Raw genomic sequence first — 24,851 nt, 5'->3', positions numbered from 1 at the left:
ATGAGTCTCCCGCGTCGTCCTCATGTGTCCGGCTTGGCGCTGGACAGGAGGTAGGCGCTCAGCATCTCCTGGGCGTGGCGCCGGCGTTCCGATTTCCAGCGCTCACTGTGCAGGTTGGCGCTGAAGATCGCCGAGAGCGTGTAGACGTTGGACAGGTGGAAATAGGACAGCGCAACCATCGACACATAGAGTTGCAACGGATCGATATCCTCGCGGAACACCTTCTGCTCCACGCCCCGCGCAAGCGTCTCCTTGATGGCGTCCATCAGCGGTGAACTCAGCGTCGGCGCGCGCATCGAGGTGGAGAGATAGGCGCCCTGCTGCAGGTTTTCCCCGGTCCACAATGAGATGACATGCGGGTTGGCCGCAAAGTGCGAGTAGGTGAAGTTGAACAGCTTCATCATCGCCTCATACGGTTCGAGGTTCGCGAGATTCAGCGCCGCTTCCTTCTTGCGGATGTCCTCATACACATGATCGAGCACGAAGACGTAAAGCTGCTCCTTGTTGCCGTAATAATGGTAGATCATCCGCATGTTGGCGCCGGAGCGCTGTGCGATCGAATCGATGCGCGCGCCGCTCAGCCCGCGCTCGGCGAATTCCTCGATGGCGGCTTCCAGAATCTTCTTGCGCGTGCCAGCCGCATCCCGCGTGCGGCGCAGACCCTTCGCATCGTCGGCCGGTTCAGCGACCTGCGTCCTGGCGGCACGCGCGCCGACAGTCTTCCGCACCGCTGCTTTCGGTCCTCTTACGCTCGGTTGTCTCGCCACGTCCCATCCTCTTCATATGACCCGGCCCACGCCGGCCCCTTGTTGACCCTATCGCCGCTTGCCCCTCAAGCCCCTGCGTGCCGCCTTTGCGCTGCCAGCACGGTATTCGCCAGCAGGAATGCCGTCGTCAGCGGGCCGACACCATCGGGAACGGCCGAGATCACGGCTGCAACCCCGTCGACAGCGGCAAGATCGACATCGCCCAGAATGCGCCGGCTGCCATCTGCCTGCGTCACGAGATTGATGCCGATATCGATAACCGTGGCGCCCGGCCGCACATGGCGCGCGCCGATCAGCCCCGCCCGGCCGGCCGCGGCGAACACCACGTCCGCCGTCTGGCAGGCTGCCACCAGATCGCGCGTATCGATATGCGCGATCGTCACGGTCACACCGCGCTGGAGCAGCAATTGCGCGAGCGGGCGCCCGACGCTGGCCGAGGCGCCGACGACGGTGGCATTGAGCCCGCGCAGATCGCCCAGCACCTCCTCCGCGAGCAGCACCGCGGCTTGTGGCGTGCAGGGGAACAGGCCCTCCAGCCCCGCCGCTAGCTGGCCGGCGTTAAGCGGAGTCAAGCCATCGACGTCCTTCTGGCTCGAGAGAATTGCAGCGATGTCCGCCATCGCGATGCCGGACGGGAACGGTGTGAGCGGCAGAATACCATCGATCGATTCATCGGCGTTCAACTGGCGCACCAGCGCCTGCATCTGCGCCAATGAGCCATCGGCAGGGCCGGAGACGATCATGGTGTCGACCTCGGCCAGCCCGGCAAACTCCTCGATGCGCGCGGCATATGCGCGGGCAGGCGCCGCCTCCCCCATCATGAGCAGCGCGAGACGCGGAGCGCGACCCAGGCTTGCTTGGGCAAGGGCCGAATCTTGCGCCGTTTGCGCTAGCAGGCGCCGGGCGGCAGCGTGGCCATCGACAATCCGCGTCATCGCGCGGTGGTCCTTGGCGCGTGCCCGGAGCGGTTAAGGGTTCGGCGTCTCACGATCCACCTGCACATCATCGGCTTCTTCCGGCTGGATCGATGCGACCGCCGGACGCGCAGAGGGCTCTGCACGGCCAGAACCCTTACATAAGTAAGCATGTTTTGCAAATAAGCCGGGCCAGTTTCGTTAACCTTTGGTCTCGTTCGACAAGCGGTCCGCCAAACGCATCAAGAAGTCCGCACCGGCGCGCAGCTGGTCGATCTCGATCCACTCGTCGGGCTGATGGGCCTGCAGGATAGAGCCCGGCCCACACAGCACCGCCGGGATGCCGATCTTCTGATAAAGCCCCGCTTCCGCAACGAAGGCCGCGCCGCTCAGCCCATTATCGCCGGTCAACGACCGCACGAAGGATTCAGCGGCGCTGTCCCGATCCAGCTCCAACGGCGGCGCGCTGGCCAGTTGGGTGATCACAACCCCGCCCTCCGGCGCACGCTCGCGAATGCGGGCATCCAGCGCCTGCGCCGCGGCCCGAAAGCGCGCTTCATAGCCGTCCGCTTCGGCCTCGCTGGGCGAGCGCAGATCCCAGCGGAAGGTGCACTGGCGCGCGAGGATGTTCGCCGCTGTGCCGCCGTTGACGATGCCGACCGAAAGCGTCGTACCCGGCGGGCTGCATGGATCGTCGGCCCGGATCGCGTCCTGCGCCTGCGCATTCATCTGGCCGATCAGGCTCATCAGCTCGACAGCAGCGGCAATCGCGGAGACCCCCTGATCGCGCTGGCTGCTGTGCGCTTCCCGCCCAGTCACCGTCACGTCGAACACCCGCATGCCCTTGTGGACCGACAATATCTTCATGCTGGTCGGCTCACCGATGATCGCCAGCGCTGGCGCCGGGACGAACGCCGTCATTTGATCGAGCAGATGCGGCGCGCCAAGGCAGCCGACCTCTTCATCATAGGTGATCGCGAGGATCAGCGGGCGCTGCAGGGATTGCACCGCCGGCGTGTCGATCAGCGCGAGCGCCAGCGCGATGAACCCCTTCATGTCCGCCACGCCGCGCCCGTAGAGCCGGCCCTCCCTGCGGGTCACCGTCCAGGGATCGCTGGTCCACGGCTGGCCATCGACCGGCACGACATCGCTATGTCCGCTCAGGACAATCCCGCCCGGCACATCCGGCCCGATCCGCGCGAGCAGATTGGCCTTCCCGCCATCCGCATCCTCTACCAGCCAATAGGGGATGTTTCGCTGGGCGAGCCGCGCGGCGACCCAATCGATGAGGGCGCGATTGGATTTGCTGGACGTCGTGTCGAACGCGACCAGCGTTTCCAGAATTTCGAGAGCGTGATCCAGCATCAGTCCAGCTCGCTAAAGTCAGGGAGGGGGGCATCGATGAAGATGCCGTCGCGCATGACCAGCAGGCCCGCGCCGTGGCGTACGAACAGCTCATTATAGCTCTTCGCCCGGTAGAGAACGAGATCGGCGGGCGCACCGGCGACAATCGCCTGCGCCTGCGAGACCAGCGCGCCGGGCGTGGTGGTGACGCTGCGCGGCCAGTCCCCCACCGGATGATCGAGATGCGCGATCCGCACCGCATCCTGAAAGGATTCGAGCGGATTGAAGTCGCCATAGGGATTGTAGGGATCACGGCAATTGTCGCCGCCGATGCAGATGGGAATGTCGCGCGCGGCCATCTCGTGCAGCAGGGTGACGCCGCGCCAACGGGGCGTGCGGCCCGGCGCGCGCGCCTGCAGATAGAGATTGCAGCCCGGCAGGCTCACCACGGAAAGCCCGGCCCGTGCCATCAGGTCCAGCGTGCGGTCCACCTCTGTCTCGTCCTGCACGGCGAGACTGCAGCAATGGCCGACCATCACCTGCATCCCCCCGCCCCGCCGGTCGGCGAGCGTCGCGACCCGCCGCACGATGTCCGAGGTCGCGTCGTCCGTCTCGTCGGCGTGGAAGTCCAACGCGAGGCCGTATTTGTCTGCCGCGTCGAAGAGCCGCTCAAGGCTGGCATCGACCAGCGGCGAGACATGCGCGAAGCCGCCCAGCACGCCGCCATGACGGCGCACGACATCGAGCACCCGCGCGAACCAGACATCGTCCGCCAGCACATCGGTGGAAATCAGCGGCACGGCCTGCAGGTCGATCCGTCCGGCCCAGGCTGCGCGCACCTCCGAGAAAATCCCCCATCGCTGCTCGATCTGCTCGTTCTGGGAGGCAAGGTGGGTGCGCATCGCGCGCACACCATGGGCATAGGCACAGCGCAGGCCGAAATCCATGCGCCGGCGCATGTCATCGGGCGTCCAGTGGGTTTCGCGGTCGGCGATGATCGCGCTGGCCGCAGAGCCGAACGTCCCGTCGGGATTGGGGGAGCGCGTCCAGATCTGCGTGCTGTCGAGATGCGTGTGCGCTTCCACGAAACAGGGCCAGACCATCATGCGATCCAGCCGGATGTCGCGCCAGGCGCTGGGCGTCTCGGCGAGCGACGGCGCGACAAAGGCGATCCGTCCCTGCTCGATGCCGATGTCCGCCGTGACGATCTCCGCGCCGCCCTCAAAAGCCGTGAAGGTGGCGGGCACATGCACGCCGCGCAGGACGAAGGGCTCGCCCGACGCGAGATCGTGCGGAAGCAAATCCTGAGGCGTCATGGCACTTCCTCCAGCACCGGCAACACCAGCCGGCTTTCGGCCAGGTTCAGACGCAGCGTAATCACGCCCGCTTCCTCCACGCCGGCATCCACCGGTCGCGTGCCGGTTCCGGGATTGATGGGATAGGCGGGGAAAGACGCTGCCGAAACGGCCAGCCGCAGGCGAGCCCCGGCGGGTATTGTCGCGCATGTCGGGCGCAAGCGCACAGTGGCAGAGCCGTCGGATGCGACCGCGAAATGGGCATAGCCTTCCGTCAGGTGATGGCTGCGCCCGGCTTCATCAACGATGGTGAGGATGCAGCTCAGGTCGAAACTCGGGCAATCCGCTGTCACCTCCAGCGCAGCGACGGTCTCGCCCGCCAGCGTCACGGGCGCCGCCATCGGCGGGCTGGTGTAGGTGAGCACATCGGGCCGGGCATCCACATCGGTGCGGTCAACCGGTCCCGGCACCGCGCCGAAGGCCCCGCCCGTGGTCGGCACGGCGCGCCAGGGATCGTGCACCAGATAATCCGCCGGCGCCTGCGTCTCGCAATCCGGCGCCAGAACGCCGTCGCGCTCGTCCAGCGCCGCGCGACCGCCGCTGCCGATCTGCCAGCATTGCTGCTCGCCGGGCCATGCCGGAAAATCCCGCCAGGCTTTGCGCCCCATGTCGAACAGTCGCACGGCGCGGGAGGGCGCAATCGCCTCCCCCTCCCCCTTGAGGTGCTGGTCGAACCACGCCCGTTGCAACTGGTCAATCTCTCCGATGGCCGCCTCGCCAAAGTCCTTGCCGCCAAGCCGCCGGCCCCAGGGGAAATGCGTCCACGGCCCCACGACCAGCGCGGCATCTGGACGTCCCGCTTGCTCATAGGCCCGATAGGCCGCCACGGTGCCCGGAAGATGGGTGTCGTACCACCCCGTCACGAACAGCGCCGGCGGCCCGCTCTTTGTCAGGCGATCCGCATGGGCGGACGGGGAAATCCGCGCCCAATAGGGGTCGGCAAAATCCCGGTCGAGCCAGTCGCGATAGAATGGCACGTGGCGCGCATGGCGATTCAGAATGTCGGGCCGCGCGTGATTACTGTGCCCCAGTGCAAGAGAGCGCGCGGCCCGCGCCAGATCGGCAAAGGCGTCGGCATCCCCGGCATGCTTGGCGTTCTGCGCCGCAAGCTGTACCGCCCAGCCGATATTGGCGGCGAGGCAGAAGGCATCGTTCTCAAAGGCCCAGTCCTGCCGCAAATCCCAGCCAACCATCGTCGGGGCGATCGCCCGGAGCGCAGGCGGCAGCGTCGCCGCAGCGAGGAGCTGGGTCACGCCCTGATAGGAGAAGCCGTACATGCCGACCGCGCCGGTCGATCCGGCCAGCCCCGCCGCCCAGTTGATCGCATCCTCGCCGTCCGCGGCCTCCTGCTCGAACAGTGCGAAGGTGCCCTCAGATGTCCCTCGGCCCCGCACATCCTGAATCACGACGATATAGCCCTGCGCCGCATACCAGGCCGGATGCGCGAAGCAGACCGTCGTCGCGATCCGCCGCCCATAGGGCTGGCGCATCAGCAGCACGGGGTGATCGCCCGCCGACGCGGGCCGATACACGTCCGCATCCAGCCGCACGCCGTCACGCGTCGTCATGGAGAGGAGTTCAGGGGGGCGCGTATCCATCATCATTTTCGATCCAGCATTCCGGTCCGGCGCGGGGCAGCGCCGCGCCTGTCTTAGCCCAAAGGCTAATCGCGATGCAGCAACTGCACAATTGCCTAAGTGAGCAAATTATGCATAAAAGATTCTGCCGGCGCCGACCGGCACCAGGAAACATCTGATTTCCAAAGATTTCAGCTCGCCGGTCGTCCGGACAAGGATCAAATGACGAATACGCAAAAGCAAAACCAGATCAGCGATCGGGACGGGGTGGCCGTTTATGTGGCGGCCGCGCCGGAAATCATCGGCTTGCCGGTGCCCGCCGAATATCGCGAGGGCGTCATTAACAATCTTCACCTCATCCTCGTCCAGAGCGCCCCGTTGCTGGCCCTCGAGCTTGATCCCGCGCTGGAAGCCGCACCGGTGTTCCGGCCATGAGCGATTTTGCAGCGATGGGCGCGGCGCAGATCGCCGCCGGAGTGAATGCCGGGACGTTCAGCGCATCCGATGTGGTGCGCGACATGCTGGCGCGGATCGAACGGCTCGATCCGCTGATCAACAGCTGCACGGCTGTCTTTTCCGAGTCGGCCCTGGCTGCGGCAGCGGCGCTCGATGCCGCGATTGCGCGGGGTGAGCCGGGCGGCCCCATGTCGGGCGTGCCGGTGGTGGTGAAAAACCTGTTCGACATTGCCGGCGAGGTCACGCTGGCCGGCGCCAAGATGCGCCGCGAGGCCCCGCCCGCCAGCGAAGACGCGACCGCCGTAAGGCTGCTGCGCGAGGCCGGCGCGATCATCGTCGCATCGACCAACATGGATGAATTCGCCTACGGCTTCACGACCGAGAATGATTTCTTCGGCCCGACCCGCAATCCCCACGATCTCGGGCGGCTCGCCGGGGGCTCATCGGGTGGCGCTGCGGCAGCGGTCGCAGCGGGCCTCGCGCATATCGGCATGGGATCGGACACCAACGGGTCGATCCGCGTGCCCGCCTCCTTCTGCGGCCTGTTCGGGCTCAAGCCGACCTATGGCCGCCTGTCGCGTGCGGGCACCTTCCCGTTCGTGTCCAGCCTCGATCATATCGGGCCGATGACCCGCAGCGTGGCCGACCTCGCGCTGGCCTATGACGTGCTGCAAGGGCCGGATCCACGCGATCCCGTTTGCTCGACGGCAGCGCCTGAGCCGGTTCTGGACCGCCTCGGAGAAGACACCGATGCGTTCCGCGTCGGCGTTCTGGGCGGCTGGTTCCGGGGCAATGCCGAGGATGTCGCGCTGGAAGCCGTGGACAAGGTTGCCGACGCCCTGAACGCGGATCGCTATGTCGAGCTCGCCGAAGCCGAGATCGCTCGCTATGCGGCCTTCGTCATCACGGCGGCCGAGGGCGGCAATCTGCACATCGATGCCCTGCGCCAGCGCCCGGACCAGTTCGATCCGGCGACGCGCGATCGCCTGTTCGCCGGCGCCCTGCTCCCCTCTACCCTCGTCGTGCAGGCCCAGCGCTTCCGCTACCGGTTTCGCGAGGCGGCGCGCCGGGCCTTCGCGCACTATGACGTCCTGCTCGCGCCTGCCACGCCCTGCGCCGCGCTCAAGCTCGGCCAGCAGACCCTCAATCTGGGCGGCAAGGAGATGCTCGCCCGCGCGCATGTCGGCATCTACACCCAGCCAATCAGCTATATCGGCCTGCCCGTGCTGACCGCGCCGGTGATGACCAGCGGCCCCATGCCGGTGGGCGTCCAGATCATCGCCGCGCCCTGGGCCGAGGCCAAGATTTTCCAGATCGCAGCGCGGCTTGAAGCAGCCGGTGTGGCCGTCTCCAGCGTGGCAGATTGCGCGCCGGTGTCGGAAAACGCCTGAAGCTCGGGCCCTGGCATCAGGGGCTGACCGTCAGGGCTAACCTTCAAGGCGTTGGCGGCTGCTCCACGCGGGGCGGCCAAGGCGTGAGGAACGGCGCGTCCTCTCCATAAGTGAGCTTGCCCTCGGCCTGAAGGAGCCGCACCCGCCCATCCAGATACTCCTTGATGATCGCGATGCGCCCCTTGCGCACCGTGGCGATCCACACGTCGTTGACGACCTGCTTCTCGCCATTCTGGGTGACGCGGAACTGGACTTCCGCCGCCACGCGACCATTGCGCACGTCGATGTAGAAGGCATCGGCGGGAAAGTAGATGCTGCGGTCCGTCGCGACCTTGCAGAAGCCCTCGAGGTCAGCGAGCGCGGCATCGCGGCCGATCAGGCGGCGGCCGGGATAGGAGAAATCGACATCGTCCGTCAGAATGCGGCGCATCAGGTCCGCGTCACAATCCGCCCAGACATGCGCGAGATCGAGGATCAGGCGCTGATATTGCGCGCGCGTCGTGCCGCGCACCTCCATTTTGCCGGTGTAGATGACGCTGGGCTTGGCGGGAGCCGCCTGCTCCGCGATGGCCGGCATCGGGGACAGGGCCGCGCAGGCGGCCACGATCCAGACCCAGCGGCTGCGCGATGCTCGGACAATCCTCATGCCTTGGCTCCCTTGCCGCTGTTTTGGCCCGCCCCATGTGCGGGCGTCTTGCCCTAAAAGTAAATCGCCGTGGTGTCGGCTTGCACTGACACCACGGCGATTGAGCGATCGGATGCGACCCGAGGCTCTAGCTGCCGAAGCGATAGGAAATGCTGCCGCCGATCCAGCGCGGACGGCCCCAGACTTCGGTCGCCATGCCGAGGAATGCGAGGTCGAATGCGGCGGTGCGATAGCGCTTGTCCGTCACATTCTCGGCAAAGACAGCAAGGGTCAGCGAGTCGCTTGCATCGGTCCAGGAGAGGCGGACGTTTGACAAGGCGTAGGCTGCCTCACGCTGGCTGGGACTGTTGAAGGCGTCGAAATACTGCACGCCCTTATAGGCGATGTCGCCCTGCAGGCCGAGCGTGCCGCCAAGCACGTTCGGCACACGATAATTGGCCGTCAGGTTCCACGACCATTTGGGGGCCAGCGGCATCCGCCGATCGACCACAGGGCCGTTATTGGCGAGGCCGGGCAGCTGCACGTCGAGCAGCTTGGCATCCAGATAGGTCAGCGATCCACGCAGGCGCAGATTCTGCACCGGCTCTGCCGCGAACTCGGCTTCGGCACCGGTGATCTCGGCATCGCGGTTGAATGTGGTCGAGGAGAGCGACACGCCATCGAACTGGTAGGCCTGGCTGTCCTTATACTGGTAATGGAACACCGCGCCGCTGATGCTGTAGCGATTGTCGTAGGTGGCGAACTTGGCGCCGGCTTCGTAGCTGGTCAGCCGTTCGGGGCGGACCGAGATGGCCGAGAGCGGAAGCGACGTGTAACCGACGTTGAAGGTGCCGGCCTTGAACGAGCGTGCCACACCCGCATAGAACAGCTGCCCGCGCTGCGGCTCCCAGCTCAGCCGCGCAGTGAAGCTCGTGCTGTCATCGTTGCGCTTGGCGAGATCACCCACCGTGGTGGTGTTGAACACCGGGCCGGTGTCCGTGTTGTTGAGATCATATTCCTTGTCTTCCTCGGTATAGCGCACGCCGCCCGTCGCGGTGAGGGTCGAGGTCAGCGCATAGTCGACATTGCCGAAGATCGCCCAGCTCTCGCTGTCCAGATCATAATAGACCGGACGGCGCGGCCCGGCAGCGGCCGAGGTGGTGCGGCGCTGATAGCCGTTCACATTATAGTCGAAATAATAGAGGCCGGTGACCCAGGTGAGCGGCCCGTTCACGCCCGCCAGGCGCAGCTCCTGCGAGAACTGCTCGGCGCGCGGGTGAACTTCGGTCGAGCGTGCGCCGGGCGTGGAGTCGCTGTCGAACGCCGCGTCCTTCTTGCCCTTCTCGAAGCCAGTGATCGAGGTCAGCTCGGCAAAGCCGAGGTCGGCCTTGATTTTGCCGATGGCGGTGAACTGCTCCGAGCGCATATAGGCATCAAAGTTGGTGTTCGTCTCCAGCGGCTTGCTGTCGCCATAGCCGAAGGAGTCGACGCCGCCCGGATTGCGGGTGGAGAGGCCCGTCACCGGGTCTTGCGTCACGGCAATGTGGGTGAACATGTTGCCCGCTTCATTGTCGTTCTTGTAATATTGCACGAACAGCTCGGCGCTCAGATTGTCCGCGAACTGGTTCGACAATTGGCCGCGAATGGCGCTGGCGTTGAGCGCGTTGCCGTCTTCCCCGCCGGGGAAATTGTTCTTGATGTAGCCATCATAACGGTGACGGAAGACGCTGACGCGGCCCAGCAGATTGCCGAACAGCCGGCCGCTGATCGCAGCCTCGGCCTGAACGCGATTGCGCTCGGCGAAGGTGACGGACACATGGCCTTCCAGTTGCTCGGTCGGCGCTGCGGCAATGAAGTGGATGAGGCCGCCGGTCGCGTTGCGGCCATAAAGCGTGCCCTGCGGACCGCGCAGCACCTCGATGCGGCTGATGTCGAACATCTGGGAATCGAGGCCCATCAGGTTCGCCTTGTAGAACTCGTTCACATAGACGGCGGACGGGCTCTCATTGGTGTCGGCGAAATCGCGCATGGCGACGCCGCGCAGCGAGATGAAGGGGAAGTCGCCGTCGCCCGAGTTCTGGCCGATAGAAAGGCCGGGCACCAAGCGGGCGAGATCGAGCGTGCTCGACGCGCCGGATTCAGCGGCCTGCGCACCGGACACGACGCTGAGGCTGATCGGCACTTCGGTGACGCGCTGCTCGCGATGCTGGGCGGTGACGATGATGTCGCCACCTTCGGCCGTGTCTGCGGCATCGGCAGCCATCAGCGGCGCGCTCGTCGAAGCCAGAAGAAGGGCGAGAAACGCTTTGTGGGACATCGTCAAAGATGCCTCGGGCTTGCGTGCAAACAACATTGTGGGCTTCCTCCAGATAAACCTGTCATGCCCGCAGGCCAGAGCTCACATCGGTTACCGTCTCGAGCCCACGCGCAGCGTGAGCGATGTTTATCCTGTTGAGCCCTCCCCGTTCGGCGTTGGTATGTATGCAGAGCGTGCTTACTTATGTAAAGAGGGTCGTGACGATTTTTTGACAGAGGCTCAAATGTGCTCTGCCTGCGTGGATCAACCTTCAAAGGGCAGTTTTATTGAGGTTTCATGAGATCCGAACGATCACGACCCAAAGCAGGCGACGACCACCGGATCAAATCGAAGTGTCTTGGCGCGACGCCTGCGCGAGCCGAGTCGCCGCAACGGTGAGACCGGTGCGGGCATGTATAATTAGGGATCAAAGAAGCGGCGGCCGGAGAGCGCCCCCCTACCCCCGCCCCGCCTTCACCATGTCCGCGATCCGCACGAACTTCTCGCGCGGGGCACCGAGGCGGGCTTGGGCAATTTCGGCTTCGTCGATCTTCTGCCAGTCGCGGAAGGTGACGATCTCCAGCCCGCGCTCGGCGATCAGCGCATCCAGGCCAGCCCGGCCCTGCTTGCCGGCGGCGGCGGGCTGGTCGGCAGCGATGGCTTCGGCGATCAGGAAGCCGTCGGGCTTGTTGGTGCCGATGGTGCCGCTCGGCCCCCGCCGCGCCCAGCCGACGCAATAGAGGCCCGGGCGAATGCGGCCCTCCTCATTGGCGAAGCGGCCGCGCGCCTCGTCATAAGGCACGTCGGGAATGGGCGGCGTGCGATAGCCGATGCAGCTGATGATGAGATCGGCGGGCATGGTCACACGCTCGCCGGTGCCGATGCTCTGCTGCTGCGCATCGAGCCGGGTCCGCTCCAGCACCAGCCGCTCGACGCGTCCCTCCCCCTCCACACGCTCGGAAACGACGAAGAAATCGAACCGGATCGCCACCACCTTCTCGGGCGATGGCTCGGCGAACTGGCGGAGCAGCGCCAGCGACTTGCGCTGCCCCGGCTCCAGCGCCTCATCCACCGACGTCGGCGGCAGATCGGCGGGATCGACATGGACGGAGGCGCGCTCCAGCCGGCCGAGTTCGCCCAGCTCCTTGGGCGTCATCGCAATCTGCGCCGGGCCGCGCCGACCCAAGATTGTGATCGAGCGGGGCTGCGCCTTTTTGAGAATGTCATAGGCATGAGCGACGACATCGCTCTCCTCAAGCTCGCGCGCGGTCTTGGCGAGGATGCGGGCGCAATCCAGCGCGACATTGCCATTGCCGATGATGACCACATCCCGCTCGTCGATCCGCGGTGCGAGATCGGCATGATCGGGATGGCCGTTATACCAGCCGACAAAGGCGGCGCTGCCGATGACGCCGGGCAGATCGTCGCCTGGCACGCCCAGCGGGCGATCCGACGGCGCGCCGGTGGCGAGGATCACCGCATCGTAAAGGCCCTGAAGCTCCGGGATCGACACGTCACGCCCGATGACGAGATTGCCGACGAAGCGCACCGTGTCGGTCAAAGCCACGGCTTCATAGCGGCGGGATACGGCCTTGATGGACTGGTGATCCGGCGCGACGCCGGTGCGAACAAGGCCGAAGGGGACGGGCAACCGGTCGATGATGTCGATCGCCACATCCTCGCCGAACTGCTTCTGGCAGGCTTCCGCGGTATAATAGCCGGCAGGGCCAGACCCGATGATGGCGATATGACGCATGGAACGGCCTCTCCAGAAAATGTGTCTTGCGGGGGGCAGCCTAGCCGAGGCTGCGCGCGAGGCAAGGGCCGTGCGCATGAGAGCGACGCCCGTGGAGAGATAGGCGCGCCCAAACGAAAAGGGCGGACCATTCGGCCCGCCCTTTCAGATCGATGTACCGCTGCCGCTCAGCGTGCAGCGGGCGCTGCTGCCGAGGCATTGGCGGGCAGACCGCCGAGCTGGGTCACCAGCTTGGTATAGGCATCCAGATAGGCCAGCACGATGACCTGGCCGATATCCGTGTTCTGGTAGCCGCCGCCAGCCGCGCCGGCAAAACCGCCCCACCAGCCCGCGCCGCCGCCGGCACCGAAGCTCAGATCCGACTTGCGCGAATAGCCCTCGGTCATCGCTTCCTCGACCGTGGTGCGCGCGTTCACGATGGAGAGCGTCACATTGGCTTCGCTCTTTTTGATGTTGATGCCGCCGGCCAGCGCGCCGAACGTGCTGCGGCCCAGGAAGCCGCCCAGCATGCCGCCCAGAGCGTTGCCGCCGCTATTCTTGTTGGAGGTCACGATGTCCGGCTGGAGGAAATAGTCCGCCGCCTTCACCTGACCGCGCCCGATGTTGCTGCCCGCCTGCAGCTCACCCTGATCGGCCAGGGCGCGCTCCATCGCGCGGTTCTGCATCGAGCGCCCGCGGTTAACGAGCGTGAAGCAGCCGGACTGCTGGATGAAGATGCGCAGGATCGCTTCGGGGCTGCCGAGGCTCAGCTCGCGCCACCACTGCGTGTCCGGCTCGACGATGGCGACGGTGCCCAGATTCTTGGTGCAACGCGGGATTTCGCGCGTGCCCTTGTCCTGCGCCTTGCGCCCCGAGGATTGCGCCATGGCCGGCTGCACCACCAGGCCGATCGCGGACAGCGCCAGCGCCAGTTTGATCGATAGTTTCATGTATTACCTCACCCACAAGGATTATGCAGTCGACGCCCCTGCCGAACCACAAGGCCCGCTGTTTATCACAGCAAAATGGCGGCACAAGGTTAACGACTGCACGGCGGCGGCGCATGACAGGCGGCGCTCCTCATGTCTTGTATGAAATGGTCGCGGCGGGCCCTCTTTCAGAAGGCTTTGCCGGAACCCTTCCGCCTGCTATCGGCGCGCAATGACTGACCTCGCCCACATCCGTAACTTTTCCATCATCGCGCATATCGACCATGGCAAGTCGACCCTCGCCGACCGCTTGATCCAGCGCACCGGCGGACTCTCGGATCGCGAGATGACCGCGCAGGTGCTCGATAACATGGATATCGAGAAGGAGCGCGGCATCACCATCAAGGCCCAGACCGTGCGCCTCGATTACACCGCGAGCGACGGCAAGACCTATGAGCTCAACCTCATGGACACGCCGGGCCATGTCGACTTCGCCTATGAAGTCTCGCGCAGCCTCGCCGCATGCGAAGGCGCGCTGCTGGTCGTGGATGCCGCGCAGGGCGTGGAAGCGCAGACGCTGGCCAATGTGTACCAGAGCATCGAGCATGATCATGAGATCGTGCCGGTCATCAATAAGATCGACCTGCCCGCCGCCGAGCCCGAGAAGGTGAAGGCGGAGATCGAGGACGTGATCGGCATTGACGCCAGCGAGGCGGTGCTCGCCTCCGCCAAGGCCGGCATCGGCATTGACGAGATTCTGGAAGCAATCGTCAAGAAAATCCCCGCCCCCAATGGCGACCGGGACAAGCCGCTGGAAGCGATGCTGGTCGACAGCTGGTACGACCCCTATCTCGGCGTCGTCATCCTCGTGCGCGTCATCAACGGCGTGCTCAAGAAGGGCCAGAACATCAAGTTCATGATCGGCGGCACAGAGCATCTGGTCGACCGCGTCGGCTGCTTCCGCCCCAAGATCGAGACGCTGCCGGAGCTTGGCCCGGGCGAAATCGGCTTCATCACCGCGCAGATCAAGGAGATCACGCAGACCCGCGTGGGCGACACCATCACCACGGTGAAGAACGGCGCGACCACGCCCCTGCCCGGCTTCAAGGAAGTGCAGCCGGTGGTGTTCTGCGGCCTCTTCCCGGTCGATGCGGCGGACTTCGAGAAGCTGCGCGAAAGCATCGCCAAGCTGCGGCTCAATGACGCCAGCTTCTCCTTCGAGATGGAGAGCAGCGCGGCGCTGGGCTTCGGCTTCCGCGCCGGGTTCCTCGGCCTGCTGCACCTCGAGATCATCCAGGAGCGGCTGACGCGAGAATATGATCTCGACCTCATCACCACCGCGCCGTCGGTCGTCTATCGCATCCAGCTGCGCAAATCGAAGACCGAGGACGCGCGCGAGATCCTGCTGCACAATCCGGCCGACTATCCCGACCCCAGCCGCATCGAGCAGATCGACGAGCCGTGGATCAAGGCGACGATCTACACGCCGGACGAATATCTCGGCAGCATCCTCAAGCTCTGTCAGGACCGGCGCGGCATCCAGACCGGCCTCACTTATGTGGGCGGCCGCGCGCAGGTGAGCTACGAACTGCCGCTCAACGAAGTGGTTTTCGACTTCTACGATCGGCTGAAGTCGATCAGCCGGGGCTATGCCAGCTTCGACTATGAGCAGATCGGCCTGCGCGAGGGCGACCTCGTCAAGATGAGCATCCTCGTCAACAACGAGCCGGTCGACGCGCTCTCCATGATCGTCCATCGGGGCGTGGCCGAGGAACGCGGCCGCCACATGTGCGAGCGGCTGAAGGACCTCATCCCCCGCCACCTCTTCAAGATCCCCATTCAGGCGGCGATCGGCGGCAAGGTGATCGCGCGCGAGACCATCGCCGCGATGCGCAAGGACGTGACCGCCAAATGCTATGGCGGCGACATCACCCGCAAGAAGAAGCTGCTGGAGAAGCAGAAGAAGGGCAAGGCGCGGATGCGCGAATATGGCTCCGTGCAGATTCCGCAGGAAGCCTTCATCGCCGCGCTCAAAATGGGGGACGACAGTTGAGCGAGCAGACTAGCGACGAGGATTATGTGTTCGATGAAGCCAGCGGCGAGTGGCTGCCGGCTTCCGAACTGGCCGCCAAGCAGGGCGCGGCCGATGCGGTGGAAGTGCGCGACGCAGTCGGCAATCTGCTGGCCGATGGCGATCAGGTCACGCTGATCAAGGATCTGACCGCGAAGGGCGCGGGGCAGACGCTCAAGCGCGGGACGCTGATCAAGTCGATCCGCCTGACCGGTGACCCGCAGGAAATCGATTGCCGCTACGAGGGCATCAAGGGGCTGGTGCTGCGTGCCGAGTTCGTGAAGAAGCGGTGAGCGCGGTACCGGGCCGCCCATCGCAAAGGAGTGCAGCCTGATGGCAAAGACTGACGCCGGCGGACGCTTCGAGCGGCATCGCCAGCCCTGGACCGCCGCCGAGATCGACAAGCTGCACACGTTGGCGAAGAAGGGCATGGCGCTGAAAGCCATCGCCAAAGCGCTCACCCGCAGCGAGGAATCGGTGAAGGACCGCGCCAAGGCGGACGGGCTGACGATCGCGAAACTGCGTTAAGGCGCGGCCCCTAATCCTGCCAGCAGCAAACGGCGCCCGTCCGAGTGAGCGTCCGGCAACCTTCGGGGCGCACAAGCGTCTCATCAGGGCCAGCTCCCAAGCGAGATGGAAGTGGCACATCGCTGTTGTGGACATGTCGAGTCCGCGGCGGCCGCTTGCCCCTGTGCGAGACCATGCTGGAGGATGTCCCCATGCCCATTTCCCATACGCCCCTGATAGAGCGCATTGCGCGCGTGCTCGCCGGACTGCGGCTGAGCGAGAATGCCGATGGTACCGAGCCGAGCGCCAGCCGGTCTGTGGACCTGGAATGGGAAGACTGCCGTGAGGACGCGCGCGCGGTGCTCCGCACGATGCGCGAGCCGGACGCGGCAATGGCCAGCGCAGGCAATGAAGAGATTTGGGAAGCGATGATCGCGGCCGCATTATCGGGCGAAGCGAGCGGTGCGGGTGCAAACCAAGCCAACCCGGATGAGACCAATCCGCTTGCTCCCCCGATCAATCTCAACGCGGGCAGCTGAAGTCTCGGCGCGCTATCCCTAGCTTTCGGGTAGCTGGTTGGTCCGGTTCAGCCGGTCGATCACTTCATCGAGCGGCTCGACGACCGTCACGCTACGGCCTTCGCCAAAGCGAATGCGCGTGCCCTCGCCGACATTGGAGATGAACGAAATCTGCGTCGCATTGACGGCGACGGGGGCGCGATCCGGGCTGGTGAACTTGACGAACATGGGCACGCTCTCCTGCTTATGATTGGGGACAGCCTAAGCGCATTCTCGCGCCACGCAATTGCTCGTCGCGCAAGGTGGAAAATATCTGGCAGGCTGCCGCTTCTCGCGCCTTATCGGCCCGACAGGCTGTTGCTGATGCCGAAGAAGAGCTCCGAGAGATTGATGCCGAGCGACAGGAACGCCATGACGCAGGCCAGCGACACCAGCGCCGCGATCAGCCCATATTCCACTGCTGTCGCGCCCCGCTCATTTGCGCGCAGCCGATCAAAGGGCGTCAGGTCACGGTCAACCGCAGGTGATGTCTGGCGCGGCATGGGGCACTCCTCACATTTGCCGGTTCAACGTCGTCGCAAATGGTGGAGAGGTGGTGAAGAGAAGGCGCCAGATGACGTGGGGCTAAGGGGGCGGCAGGCCCGTCAGCCCAAACCGAGTGAAGCCACGGCGATCAATGCCGCAATGCCCGTGAGGCTGGTTACCAGCCCAAGTTCCAAAGCCTTTGCTCCGCGCTCGGTGCGGAGAATCCGCATAATCATGTCATCCTCCAATGACATAACCCATAGCAGCGGCTGGCTTTACGGGCGCTTAACGACGCCGCTGGAAGACGACCGATCCACACAAAAACCCTCCAGACTGGCCGCGCGGAGGCGATTCCTCCGTGCAAGTCTCAGTCCGCCAATTGACGTGGCGGCAGACTCACGGCAGGAGCAAGCATGGCCGACATGACCGATCCCGTTTCCGCCGATCCACTTGCCCAGCCCGCATCCTTCAAGCGCCGGGGGATGCTTTTCGTGCTGTCCTCCCCTTCCGGGGCCGGCAAATCCACCATCTCGCGCAAGCTGCTGGCGCATGATCCGGGCCTGACCATGTCCGTCTCCGCCACCACCCGGCCGATGCGGCCCGGCGAAGTCGACGGCAAGGATTATCATTTCGTCGATCTCGAGCGGTTCCGCGCCATGGTGACGGACAACCAGTTCCTCGAATGGGCGCATGTGTTCGATCATCGCTATGGCACGCCGCGCGCGCCGGTGGAAGGGATGCTGGAAGCCGGGCACGACGTGCTGTTCGATATCGACTGGCAGGGCGCCCAGCAGCTCCACCAGCTGGCCGGCGGCGATGTCGTCCGCGTGTTCATCCTGCCCCCCTCGATGATCGAGCTGGAAGCGCGGCTGCGCGGACGGGGTACCGACAGCAACGACGTGATCGAGCGACGCATGGCGCGCGCGCACAGCGAAATCGCGCACTGGGACGGCTATGATTATGTGCTCGTCAATGACGATGCCGAAGCCTGTTTCGCCAAGGTGCTCACGATCCTGCAGGCCGAACGACTCAAGCGCCACCGGCAGACCGGCATCATCGGCTTCATCCGCAAGCTCGACCGCGAGGAAATCTAGCCCTCAGCCCGGCCCGCAGGGGCCGTCGGCTCGGCCACGCAAAACTTTGCAAGCCAGATGCCCTCCATATCTGTATGGGGGGCGCATAAGGCGGACCACCAAACAGGATGACGCGCGCAGATGAGGCCTTTGAAACAGGCTTCGCGGCGAGGATGGTCCACCGCTCCACTCTTTTTTGATTAGCGAGATACATGCCCTTTTCCACACTCCCCCCTCTTCTCGCCAATGCCCTTGCCGAGCGCGGCTATACCGACCCTACGCCCGTTCAGGCCGAAGTTCTGGAGGCGCAGGCGCATGGCCGCGACCTTATCGTCTCGGCGCAGACCGGATCGGGAAAGACCGTGGCGTTTGGCCTCGCCATTGCCACCGACCTGCTGGAAGATGGCGAGCGCATGGCGCCGCCCGGCCTGCCCCAGGCCCTGATCATCGCGCCGACCCGTGAACTGGCGCTGCAGGTCAGCCGCGAGTTGATCTGGCTCTATGGCAAGGCTGGCGCGCGCATCGCCACCTGCGTCGGCGGCATGGATGCGAGCAAGGAACGCCGTGCGCTCTCGCATGGCGCGCAGATCGTGGTCGGCACGCCCGGCCGCCTGCGCGACCATCTGGAACGCGGCGCCCTCAACCTCTCCACCCTGCGCGCCGTGGTGCTCGACGAAGCCGACGAGATGCTCGACATGGGCTTCCGCGAGGATCTGGAAGAAATCCTCGACGGCACGCCGCAGGAGCGCCGCACGCTGCTCTTCTCCGCGACCATGCCGGCCCCCATCGTGGCGCTTGCCCGGCGCTATCAGCGCGACGCGCTGCGCATCTCGACGGTGACGCAGGAGCGCGGCCATGGCGACATCAGCTATCAGGCGATGGCTGTGGCACCGGCCGACATCGAACATGCCGTGGTGAATCTGCTGCGCTTCCATGAGGCGGAAACGGCGATGCTGTTCTGCGCCACGCGCGACAATGTGCGTCACCTCCATGCCGGGCTGGTCGAGCGCGGCTTCGCGGTAGTTGCCCTCTCCGGCGAGCATAGCCAGAATGAGCGCAATCAGGCGCTGCAATCCTTGCGCGACCGGCGGGCACGCGTGTGCGTCGCAACCGACGTGGCCGCGCGCGGGATCGACCTGCCGACGCTGAGCCTCGTCGTCCATGTCGAGATTCCGCGCGATGCCGAGACGCTGCAGCACCGCTCCGGCCGTACCGGGCGCGCGGGCAAGAAGGGCACCGCCGTGCTCATCGTGCCCTATCCGCGCCGCCGCCGGGTGGAATCGATGCTGCGCGGCGCGCGCATCCAGGCGGACTGGATTTCGCCGCCCTCGGCCGACGACATTCGTCGCGCCGATACCCAGCGCCTGCTCGATACGCTGCGCGCCCCTGTCGAGCTGAGCGAGCAGGATCATGAGCTGGGCCGTCAGTTGCTCGCCGAGCGCAGCCCGGAAGATGTCGCCGCGATGCTGGCCCATGCCTATCGCGCGCGCCTGCCCGAGCCTGAAGATCTGCTGGGCAGCGATGCCCCCGCCGAACCGCGCGGACCCCGCCCCGGTTTCGAGCAGAGCGCCTGGTTCCGCCTGAATGTCGGCCGCAATCAGAATGCCGATCCGCGCTGGATCCTGCCGCTGCTCTGCCGGCGCGGCCATATCAGCCGCACAGAGATCGGCGCGATCCGCATCGCGGCGCAGGAAACCTTGTTCGAGGTCGCGGGTGGCGTCGCTGCGCGCTTCCTCGACGCCGTGCGCCGCACCGCCAGCGAGGATGACGAGGTCGACATCCAGCCGACCGACGGCAAGCCCCGCGAGGAAGCGCGCCGCAATCGCCGCGACAATGCCCGCCCCGTCCATGCGCCCAAGCCCTATCGCGCACCCGCCGCGCGCGGGCCGCATGGGGGCCGCCCCGATCAGGCCCAGCCCGGCCCCCATGGCGCCGGCAAGAAGAAGGGGCCGAACAAGTGGAAGGGCGGCGCCAAGCCCTTCGCGCACAAGAAGCCCGGCAAGGATAGATGATCGCGATCCTCGTCGATGCCGATGCCTGCCCGGTGAAGGAAGAAATCTACCGGGTGGCATTTCGGCATGAGACGCCGGTCAGGATCGTCAGCAACCAGCGCATCCGCATCCCCGATCATCCGCTGGTCGAGCGGGTGGTCGTGTCCGACGCCTTCGACGCGGCCGACGACTGGATCGCCGAGCAGGCGGGCCCGACGACGATCTGCATCACCGCGGACATTCTGCTCGCGGATCGCTGCCTGAAAGCCGGCGCGAGCGTGATCGCCCCGACCGGCAAGCCCTTCACCACCGCGTCCATCGGCAGCGCCATCGCGACCCGCGCCATCATGGCCGATCTGCGCGCCGGCGGCGACATCATCGGCGGCCCCGCGCCATTCAGCAAGGCGGACCGTTCACGCTTTCTTTCGGCGCTGGATGAGACGATCGTGCGGCTGAAGCGGCAGCAGCCAGCGTGACGGGCGATCAGCGGTTACCGACGGCCACACCAGCAATGCGGCCTTCCGGCGAGGAGGGCGTCGCAGGGCTGGTGAGCGAGAACGCATAACCGACCTCGGCAGCATCAGGCCCATAGAATGAACCGTGAAAATCTCCTGAAAAGTTGGTGTTGTAGGAAGAAAGACTACCTTGGAAGGTCGGACCGTCCGAGGAAATCGTAGCCGTACCTGTAAAATCACCAAAGGGGGTGTCTGCCCCAAGCGTCCAGTAATCGATCAGTTTCAGCTCCGTATAAATCCTGCCAGAGTCGAAATCAGCGTCCAGACGGCCATCTCCGAGGATCGCCGTACTTCTGCCGACAAATCCTTGCCCCCTGACATGCAAAGCATAGCTGGCTGTGCCGGTTCGCGGCATTTCATCCGAGCTTGACGGAGAGCCGTAGAGAAACGCATTATATCCGACCCCAACCTGCGTCCATTCGCCATAGCTGAGGTAGTGGAACTGTAGCTCCGCTTTGTTGGTACCTAATTGCGGCGTCAGGTTGTTGAATAACGCAATGCTTTTTCCACGCTCGGCTTCGCTGACCTTTCGGAATGAGATGGAGGTTTTTGTAGGATCGGGGGCTTGAGCGAGATCCTCTCCGGTGAAGCTCGCCGAGATGCTGTCAGTCGTGATGGTGTAAGTGCCAGTTTGATAGTCGGGCGTGACGGTGATCGAAGTCGCCGCGGGTGCGTTATCGTCATACACCGGAGGACTGTAATTGGTCTCTCTCGCATAGCTTAGGGGCGAGCTGATGAGGTCAAATGTCGTGGCGCCTTGCAGCGGGAAGGTGCTGCCCGGAGGCGGGGGCGGAGGAGGCGGTGGAGGCGCGACATACTGCTTGAGAGCACCCGTGACGACACCCCCGCCGAGCGAGTTAAGGTCGGCATTATTGATCGCAAAAGTATAGCCGAACTCTCCACCGTCAGGACCGAAGAAGCCGCCGAGAATGGACCCTTGATAAGTGCCGCCGTCCCAGGTGCCCTGAAACGTGTTGCCTGCTCCGATATGACCAGTTCCGTTGAGAGACGGGAGGGAGACGGAAGCTCCAGAGACGCTGCTAAGCCCGGAAAGCTGCAAGAACGTCGAGAAGCTTTGATCGCTAAAGTTTGCCGTCAGGCTCGCTTTGCCGCTCAGGCTATACTCGCCCACGCGATCGTAGAGGATGCCTTCCGCAAATCCTTCGTATGTGCCGCTGCCACCGATCGGCAAATCTCCAGCCGTGGTCGGCACGCCGAAGTAGAAATAGGCATTCACGCGCCGCTGCGGAGTTCCGAAACTCGTGTCGCGAGAGATGAACTCCCATCCGCCGTAACTCACATAGGAAAGCCTCAGATCGGGTCTCAGCGGGTCTGCATAGTCCGGCTGCCTGAACCACAGGACACGCGTGCCATCCGCAGCGCTGTCGCTCCAGCCGATGTCCCCTCCCGAGAGGTTGGGCGCGTGAATCTGACCACTGGCCAGAATGTTGTACAGTGCATATCGACCACCCGCGCGAGGGTCGACATAGAGCCGAGCCGCGCTTGAAGATTGATAAGGGCTGTGTCGCGTTCGGAGGGTCTCATCGTAGTAATTGATATCAACTTCGACAGAACCGGACCGAAAGTCTTGCGTCTGCCCCAAAGCCTCCATCAGCGTTCCGCTAGTTGCTGCCGGCAAAGAGGTTGGCGGTGCAGGACGAACAAGGGCGGCGGCGGACGGCGCCGGGGCGGGTGTCGGTGAAGGCGACGGAGTTGGAGAAGGCGCAGGCGTGCTGTTGACACCGCCGCCGCCACACGCTGTCAGCAACGTGCAGACCGCTATGAAGCAGCCTCGAAAATGGTACTGCAATGCAACCCCCACCCGGTGAACTCGGATGTTTGTTTGGGCGTTCGCAGGCGGCAGGGTCAAGCCGATTGAGCTGAAAGGAGCCACCACTTTTGTCTTGTTTCAGAACGGCGAGTGTCCAAGGAAGCCGAGTTTTTTCCCGGCGTGGCCCTCCTCGAGAACTTTTTGTCGCGAATCTCAGCGCGCCATGAAACGACGAGCCCTCACTTCCGCTTGGGCAGCGGTGGCAGAGCCTTGGCTTCTTCCAGCACGCTCGTGTCGATCAGCGTCGCGAGTTGCGCGCGGGTGCGGGGCGTGCGCTTGTCCTGTTTGGCGAGCCAGGCTTCCTCTTCCTCCAGCACGTCCAGCAGGTCGCCGGTCCAGTCCGCCAGCCAGTTGTGGTGGGACCAGCTCTGCTTGACCAGCTCGAGCGGATAGCCGCTGTTCTGCGCCACCAGCTCCTGCGCCCGTGCGGGATTGCGGCGGACCTCCTGCGTGGCATCGATGATCGCGCGGACCATAACGACGATGTTCCGCCGCATCTGCGGGTTGGCCAGCGCGCCCGCGGTTGTGTTGAGATTGAACAGCTCGCGATAGACGCCCTTGCCGCTGAACTCGATGGAATCATCGCCGATGGCCTGCGCGGCGCGTTCGACTTCCGGCTCCCAGATCGCCACGGCATCGACCTTCCGGTCGGCCAGCGCCTGAGGCATGTCCGGCAGCTTCATGCCGACCATGGTGACATCGTCGCTGGAAAGGCCGACGGTTTTCAGCATCTTCTGGGTGAAGAATCCGGACGAAGTGACGGAAATGGTCGCGATCCGCTTGCCCTTGAGGTCAGCCAGCGAATTGATGCCGGCCGACTTGCGCGCGACGATGCGGTACAGTCCCTCGGTCACGGTCATGACGATCCGCATGTCCGGATTGCGCAGCGAATAGCGCAGCGCCTGCGTCTCCGCATTGGTCGCGATGTCGGCCGGCGCGCTGCTGTCATCCGGCGTCGCGCCGGGCTCGCCCACGAGATTGGCGACGCTCCCGCGCCCCACCGTGACAGGCGCGGGATAATAGGATTCAGCGGCGATGAAGAGCGGCGCGAACTCGAACACGGTGAGATTGCCGAAGGCGCGGATCGGGCCAGCCTGCGCCACAGTCGCGGAAGCCGCCGACGCCGAAGCCACGGGCGTGTCCGCCTGGGTGCAGGCCGAGGTGCTGGCGACCAGAAGCGAGAGACCGGCCAACAGGACGCCGCGCCCACGCCGGCTCGCGCTGCCATGGCTCATCGCCCGATTGAATGCCGACATCCTCTTCTCCCTCACATCACATTAAACGGCGGGAGGCTAGCGAGCAGTGGCGCCGCCAACAATGCACGGAACGGCATTGATCCTTGCCTGGGGTGGCGGGGGGCAGAGGGGTTGGAGTTTGCAGGTCACGGGCAAGAGTGGTCCGCCCAGACGAGACGCCGTTGCGGGCACTCGAAGGATCCGTAAACTCGGGGGCATCTGGCGTGACCGGCCAGGGATGGGGAGGCTTGAGTGAAAGTGTGCATACGCGTTATCCTCCCAATCATCGCTTTAGGCGCGCTGGCAGTATATTGCTTACTCCCGCACCCGATCCATGATCAGGCGCAGCTGAAGTCAATCGCAGCCGATTCTCGACATTTGGTGGGGGCCTATCCGCTTCGTGCTTCAGAGCGTTCCGTCGACATCCCAAAAGATAAGTGGCCACCTGCAATAGCGAGGTTGAAGCCTTATTCAGTCACAGTCTACCCAGGGATGGTGGATATTGCGACAACGCCATCCTTCGATGGTGGCTGGGGCTATGGTTTCGCTTGGGACAAGCAGGACCTGACGATGCTCGTCGAGTGCTGGTCGGAACTGGGGCATGGCGTGTATTGGCATGCCCCCTGTTGATGCCGGCTCACCAAGCCAAGCTTTCCGTTCGTCGACCTCTTGTTAACGCTCCAAAGCGGTCATGGCAGGCACCCGACCGTTGGGTTTACAAGCGGCCTGTCCAGACACGACGACTTAGCGGACGTTCGGGAGTTTGAAATTGACGGCCCTTCGTGGCCAAGTCAGCGTCCGGGCAAATTCCAACTCACGTTCCGAACGAATTCGCCTTCGACAGACTTTCCGTTTTCACGCTGGGCAGGCTTAAATCTCAGCTTCGAGAACATAGCACATGATGCCTCGTCAAGGCTGGCAGAACCACTGCTCTCAATAATGCGGCAGCCCTTGGGTTTACCTTTCGAATCGATTTGAATTGTGATCTTAGCCACGCCCTGCTGACCTAGCCTCAGCGCTGCAGCAGGGTAGTCATCGTCAGTCATGAACGACCTACCGCCGGACAACTGCGGTGGGGAAGCATACTTCTGTTTGGCCTGAGATGCTTGATCAAGCAAAAGCACACCAAACGCTAACACCAATAAAGCACCTCTCCGCATGACCGAACAACCTTCCCCAACCAGTCCGTTTCATAT

At 64.5% G+C, this 24,851-nt stretch carries 23 protein-coding genes; 9 read left to right on the top strand and 14 right to left on the bottom strand.

Going from position 1 to position 24,851, the window contains the following annotated elements; all coding sequences use genetic code 11:
• Positions 1-20: 20 nt before the first annotated feature.
• From M2332_RS14100 to M2332_RS14080, 5 genes are all read right to left on the bottom strand, one after another.
• The gene (locus M2332_RS14100) at positions 21-728 is read right to left on the bottom strand and encodes a TetR family transcriptional regulator (RefSeq protein WP_181558823.1); all 708 of its coding nucleotides are present in this window, start codon (positions 726-728) and stop codon (positions 21-23) included.
• 104 nt (positions 729-832) lie between these two features.
• Positions 833-1,702, bottom strand: coding sequence for a bifunctional 5,10-methylenetetrahydrofolate dehydrogenase/5,10-methenyltetrahydrofolate cyclohydrolase (locus M2332_RS14095; RefSeq protein WP_264574550.1), 870 nt, complete (start codon positions 1,700-1,702; stop codon positions 833-835).
• A 180-nt stretch (positions 1,703-1,882) separates the two neighbouring features.
• Complete coding sequence (gene argE, locus M2332_RS14090; RefSeq protein WP_264574549.1) at positions 1,883-3,046, bottom strand: acetylornithine deacetylase; 1,164 nt, start codon at positions 3,044-3,046, stop codon at positions 1,883-1,885.
• Positions 3,046-4,341: a cytosine deaminase gene (locus M2332_RS14085; RefSeq protein WP_264574548.1), complete on the bottom strand. Its 1,296-nt coding sequence runs from the start codon at positions 4,339-4,341 to the stop codon at positions 3,046-3,048. Before M2332_RS14085 ends, argE begins: the two co-directional genes overlap by 1 nt.
• On the bottom strand, positions 4,338-5,948 hold the full coding sequence (locus M2332_RS14080; protein WP_264574547.1) for a CocE/NonD family hydrolase: 1,611 nt from the start codon (positions 5,946-5,948) through the stop codon (positions 4,338-4,340). The genes M2332_RS14085 and M2332_RS14080 overlap by 4 nt, the downstream gene beginning before the upstream one ends.
• 231 nt (positions 5,949-6,179) lie before the next feature.
• Between M2332_RS14080 and M2332_RS14075 the strand changes: the two genes are divergently transcribed.
• Together M2332_RS14075 and M2332_RS14070 are read left to right on the top strand one after the other, a co-directional pair.
• Positions 6,180-6,392, top strand: a complete 213-nt coding sequence (locus M2332_RS14075) for a DUF4089 domain-containing protein (protein WP_264572156.1) — start codon at positions 6,180-6,182, stop codon at positions 6,390-6,392.
• Entirely contained in the window at positions 6,389-7,804 is a 1,416-nt protein-coding gene (locus M2332_RS14070; protein WP_264574546.1) for an AtzE family amidohydrolase, read from the top strand. Before M2332_RS14075 ends, M2332_RS14070 begins: the two co-directional genes overlap by 4 nt.
• Before the next feature lie 43 nt (positions 7,805-7,847).
• Here M2332_RS14070 and M2332_RS14065 read toward each other — a convergent pair whose 3' ends face one another.
• From M2332_RS14065 to M2332_RS14050, 4 genes are all read right to left on the bottom strand, one after another.
• Positions 7,848-8,450 (bottom strand): nuclear transport factor 2 family protein, encoded by a 603-nt coding sequence (locus M2332_RS14065; protein ID WP_264574545.1) that lies wholly within the window; start codon positions 8,448-8,450, stop codon positions 7,848-7,850.
• Positions 8,451-8,577: 127 nt separating this feature from the next.
• On the bottom strand, positions 8,578-10,746 hold the full coding sequence (locus tag M2332_RS14060; RefSeq protein ID WP_264574544.1) for a TonB-dependent receptor: 2,169 nt from the start codon (positions 10,744-10,746) through the stop codon (positions 8,578-8,580).
• Between the two features lie 436 nt (positions 10,747-11,182).
• Positions 11,183-12,481 (bottom strand): FAD-dependent oxidoreductase, encoded by a 1,299-nt coding sequence (locus M2332_RS14055; protein ID WP_264574543.1) that lies wholly within the window; start codon positions 12,479-12,481, stop codon positions 11,183-11,185.
• Positions 12,482-12,648: 167 nt separating this feature from the next.
• A complete protein-coding gene (locus tag M2332_RS14050) occupies positions 12,649-13,410 on the bottom strand; it encodes a CsgG/HfaB family protein (RefSeq protein ID WP_264574542.1) in 762 nt (253 codons plus the stop codon).
• A gap of 211 nt (positions 13,411-13,621) precedes the next feature.
• Between M2332_RS14050 and lepA the strand changes: the two genes are divergently transcribed.
• The 4 genes from lepA (at position 13,622) to M2332_RS14030 (ending at position 16,506) form a co-directional block, all read left to right on the top strand.
• Positions 13,622-15,442: a translation elongation factor 4 gene (lepA, locus tag M2332_RS14045; RefSeq protein ID WP_264574541.1), complete on the top strand. Its 1,821-nt coding sequence runs from the start codon at positions 13,622-13,624 to the stop codon at positions 15,440-15,442.
• Positions 15,439-15,753 (top strand): alkylphosphonate utilization protein, encoded by a 315-nt coding sequence (locus M2332_RS14040; RefSeq protein ID WP_264574540.1) that lies wholly within the window; start codon positions 15,439-15,441, stop codon positions 15,751-15,753. The genes lepA and M2332_RS14040 overlap by 4 nt, the downstream gene beginning before the upstream one ends.
• Positions 15,754-15,793: 40 nt before the next feature.
• Positions 15,794-15,988 (top strand): hypothetical protein, encoded by a 195-nt coding sequence (locus M2332_RS14035; RefSeq protein ID WP_181558813.1) that lies wholly within the window; start codon positions 15,794-15,796, stop codon positions 15,986-15,988.
• 191 nt (positions 15,989-16,179) lie between these two features.
• Entirely contained in the window at positions 16,180-16,506 is a 327-nt protein-coding gene (locus M2332_RS14030) for a hypothetical protein (protein WP_264574539.1), read from the top strand.
• An 18-nt stretch (positions 16,507-16,524) separates the two neighbouring features.
• On the opposite strand, the gene M2332_RS14025 is transcribed toward M2332_RS14030, so the two are convergent.
• Complete coding sequence (locus M2332_RS14025; RefSeq protein WP_181558812.1) at positions 16,525-16,713, bottom strand: flagellar FlbD family protein; 189 nt, start codon at positions 16,711-16,713, stop codon at positions 16,525-16,527.
• 110 nt (positions 16,714-16,823) lie between these two features.
• Positions 16,824-17,027 (bottom strand): Flp family type IVb pilin, encoded by a 204-nt coding sequence (locus M2332_RS14020; RefSeq protein WP_264572146.1) that lies wholly within the window; start codon positions 17,025-17,027, stop codon positions 16,824-16,826.
• 396 nt (positions 17,028-17,423) lie between these two features.
• On the opposite strand from M2332_RS14020, the gene gmk reads away from it, so the two are divergent.
• The 3 genes from gmk to M2332_RS14005 all read left to right on the top strand — a co-directional run bounded on the left by gmk (position 17,424) and on the right by M2332_RS14005 (position 20,550).
• A complete protein-coding gene (gmk, locus tag M2332_RS14015; RefSeq protein ID WP_181558811.1) occupies positions 17,424-18,104 on the top strand; it encodes a guanylate kinase in 681 nt (226 codons plus the stop codon).
• 191 nt (positions 18,105-18,295) lie between these two features.
• Entirely contained in the window at positions 18,296-20,095 is a 1,800-nt protein-coding gene (locus tag M2332_RS14010) for a DEAD/DEAH box helicase (protein WP_264574538.1), read from the top strand.
• On the top strand, positions 20,095-20,550 hold the full coding sequence (locus M2332_RS14005) for a YaiI/YqxD family protein (protein WP_264574974.1): 456 nt from the start codon (positions 20,095-20,097) through the stop codon (positions 20,548-20,550). The genes M2332_RS14010 and M2332_RS14005 overlap by 1 nt, the downstream gene beginning before the upstream one ends.
• A gap of 7 nt (positions 20,551-20,557) precedes the next feature.
• Here the strand turns inward: M2332_RS14005 and M2332_RS14000 are convergent, their stop codons facing one another.
• From M2332_RS14000 to M2332_RS13990, 3 genes are all read right to left on the bottom strand, one after another.
• Complete coding sequence (locus M2332_RS14000; protein WP_264574537.1) at positions 20,558-22,201, bottom strand: transferrin-binding protein-like solute binding protein; 1,644 nt, start codon at positions 22,199-22,201, stop codon at positions 20,558-20,560.
• Between the two features lie 398 nt (positions 22,202-22,599).
• Positions 22,600-23,676 (bottom strand): ABC transporter substrate-binding protein, encoded by a 1,077-nt coding sequence (locus M2332_RS13995; protein WP_264574536.1) that lies wholly within the window; start codon positions 23,674-23,676, stop codon positions 22,600-22,602.
• A 770-nt stretch (positions 23,677-24,446) separates the two neighbouring features.
• A complete protein-coding gene (locus tag M2332_RS13990) occupies positions 24,447-24,701 on the bottom strand; it encodes an energy transducer TonB (protein WP_264574535.1) in 255 nt (84 codons plus the stop codon).
• Positions 24,702-24,851 lie beyond the last annotated feature (150 nt).

This window comes from Sphingobium sp. B11D3A (assembly GCF_025961695.1).
In the GTDB taxonomy this organism is placed as follows: Bacteria; Pseudomonadota; Alphaproteobacteria; order Sphingomonadales; family Sphingomonadaceae; genus Sphingobium.
This window is presented reverse-complemented; position numbering and strand designations above follow the sequence as displayed.

Bases quoted from the DNA above. Each gene is read 5' to 3' on its own strand.
- M2332_RS14095 (WP_264574550.1), bottom strand. From the start codon at position 1,702: ATGACGCGGATTGTCGATGGCCACGCTGCCGCCCGGCGCCTGCTAGCG.
- argE (WP_264574549.1), bottom strand. From the start codon at position 3,046: ATGCTGGATCACGCTCTCGAAATTCTGGAAACGCTGGTCGCGTTCGAC.
- M2332_RS14085 (WP_264574548.1), bottom strand. From the start codon at position 4,341: ATGACGCCTCAGGATTTGCTTCCGCACGATCTCGCGTCGGGCGAGCCC.
- M2332_RS14080 (WP_264574547.1), bottom strand. From the start codon at position 5,948: ATGACGACGCGTGACGGCGTGCGGCTGGATGCGGACGTGTATCGGCCC.
- M2332_RS14075 (WP_264572156.1), top strand. From the start codon at position 6,180: ATGACGAATACGCAAAAGCAAAACCAGATCAGCGATCGGGACGGGGTG.
- M2332_RS14070 (WP_264574546.1), top strand. From the start codon at position 6,389: ATGAGCGATTTTGCAGCGATGGGCGCGGCGCAGATCGCCGCCGGAGTG.
- M2332_RS14065 (WP_264574545.1), bottom strand. From the start codon at position 8,450: ATGAGGATTGTCCGAGCATCGCGCAGCCGCTGGGTCTGGATCGTGGCC.
- M2332_RS14060 (WP_264574544.1), bottom strand. From the start codon at position 10,746: ATGTCCCACAAAGCGTTTCTCGCCCTTCTTCTGGCTTCGACGAGCGCG.
- M2332_RS14055 (WP_264574543.1), bottom strand. From the start codon at position 12,481: ATGCGTCATATCGCCATCATCGGGTCTGGCCCTGCCGGCTATTATACC.
- M2332_RS14050 (WP_264574542.1), bottom strand. From the start codon at position 13,410: ATGAAACTATCGATCAAACTGGCGCTGGCGCTGTCCGCGATCGGCCTG.
- lepA (WP_264574541.1), top strand. From the start codon at position 13,622: ATGACTGACCTCGCCCACATCCGTAACTTTTCCATCATCGCGCATATC.
- M2332_RS14035 (WP_181558813.1), top strand. From the start codon at position 15,794: ATGGCAAAGACTGACGCCGGCGGACGCTTCGAGCGGCATCGCCAGCCC.
- M2332_RS14030 (WP_264574539.1), top strand. From the start codon at position 16,180: ATGCCCATTTCCCATACGCCCCTGATAGAGCGCATTGCGCGCGTGCTC.
- M2332_RS14025 (WP_181558812.1), bottom strand. From the start codon at position 16,713: ATGTTCGTCAAGTTCACCAGCCCGGATCGCGCCCCCGTCGCCGTCAAT.
- M2332_RS14020 (WP_264572146.1), bottom strand. From the start codon at position 17,027: ATGCCGCGCCAGACATCACCTGCGGTTGACCGTGACCTGACGCCCTTT.
- gmk (WP_181558811.1), top strand. From the start codon at position 17,424: ATGGCCGACATGACCGATCCCGTTTCCGCCGATCCACTTGCCCAGCCC.
- M2332_RS14010 (WP_264574538.1), top strand. From the start codon at position 18,296: ATGCCCTTTTCCACACTCCCCCCTCTTCTCGCCAATGCCCTTGCCGAG.
- M2332_RS14000 (WP_264574537.1), bottom strand. From the start codon at position 22,201: ATGGAGGCTTTGGGGCAGACGCAAGACTTTCGGTCCGGTTCTGTCGAA.
- M2332_RS13995 (WP_264574536.1), bottom strand. From the start codon at position 23,676: ATGTCGGCATTCAATCGGGCGATGAGCCATGGCAGCGCGAGCCGGCGT.
- M2332_RS13990 (WP_264574535.1), bottom strand. From the start codon at position 24,701: ATGACTGACGATGACTACCCTGCTGCAGCGCTGAGGCTAGGTCAGCAG.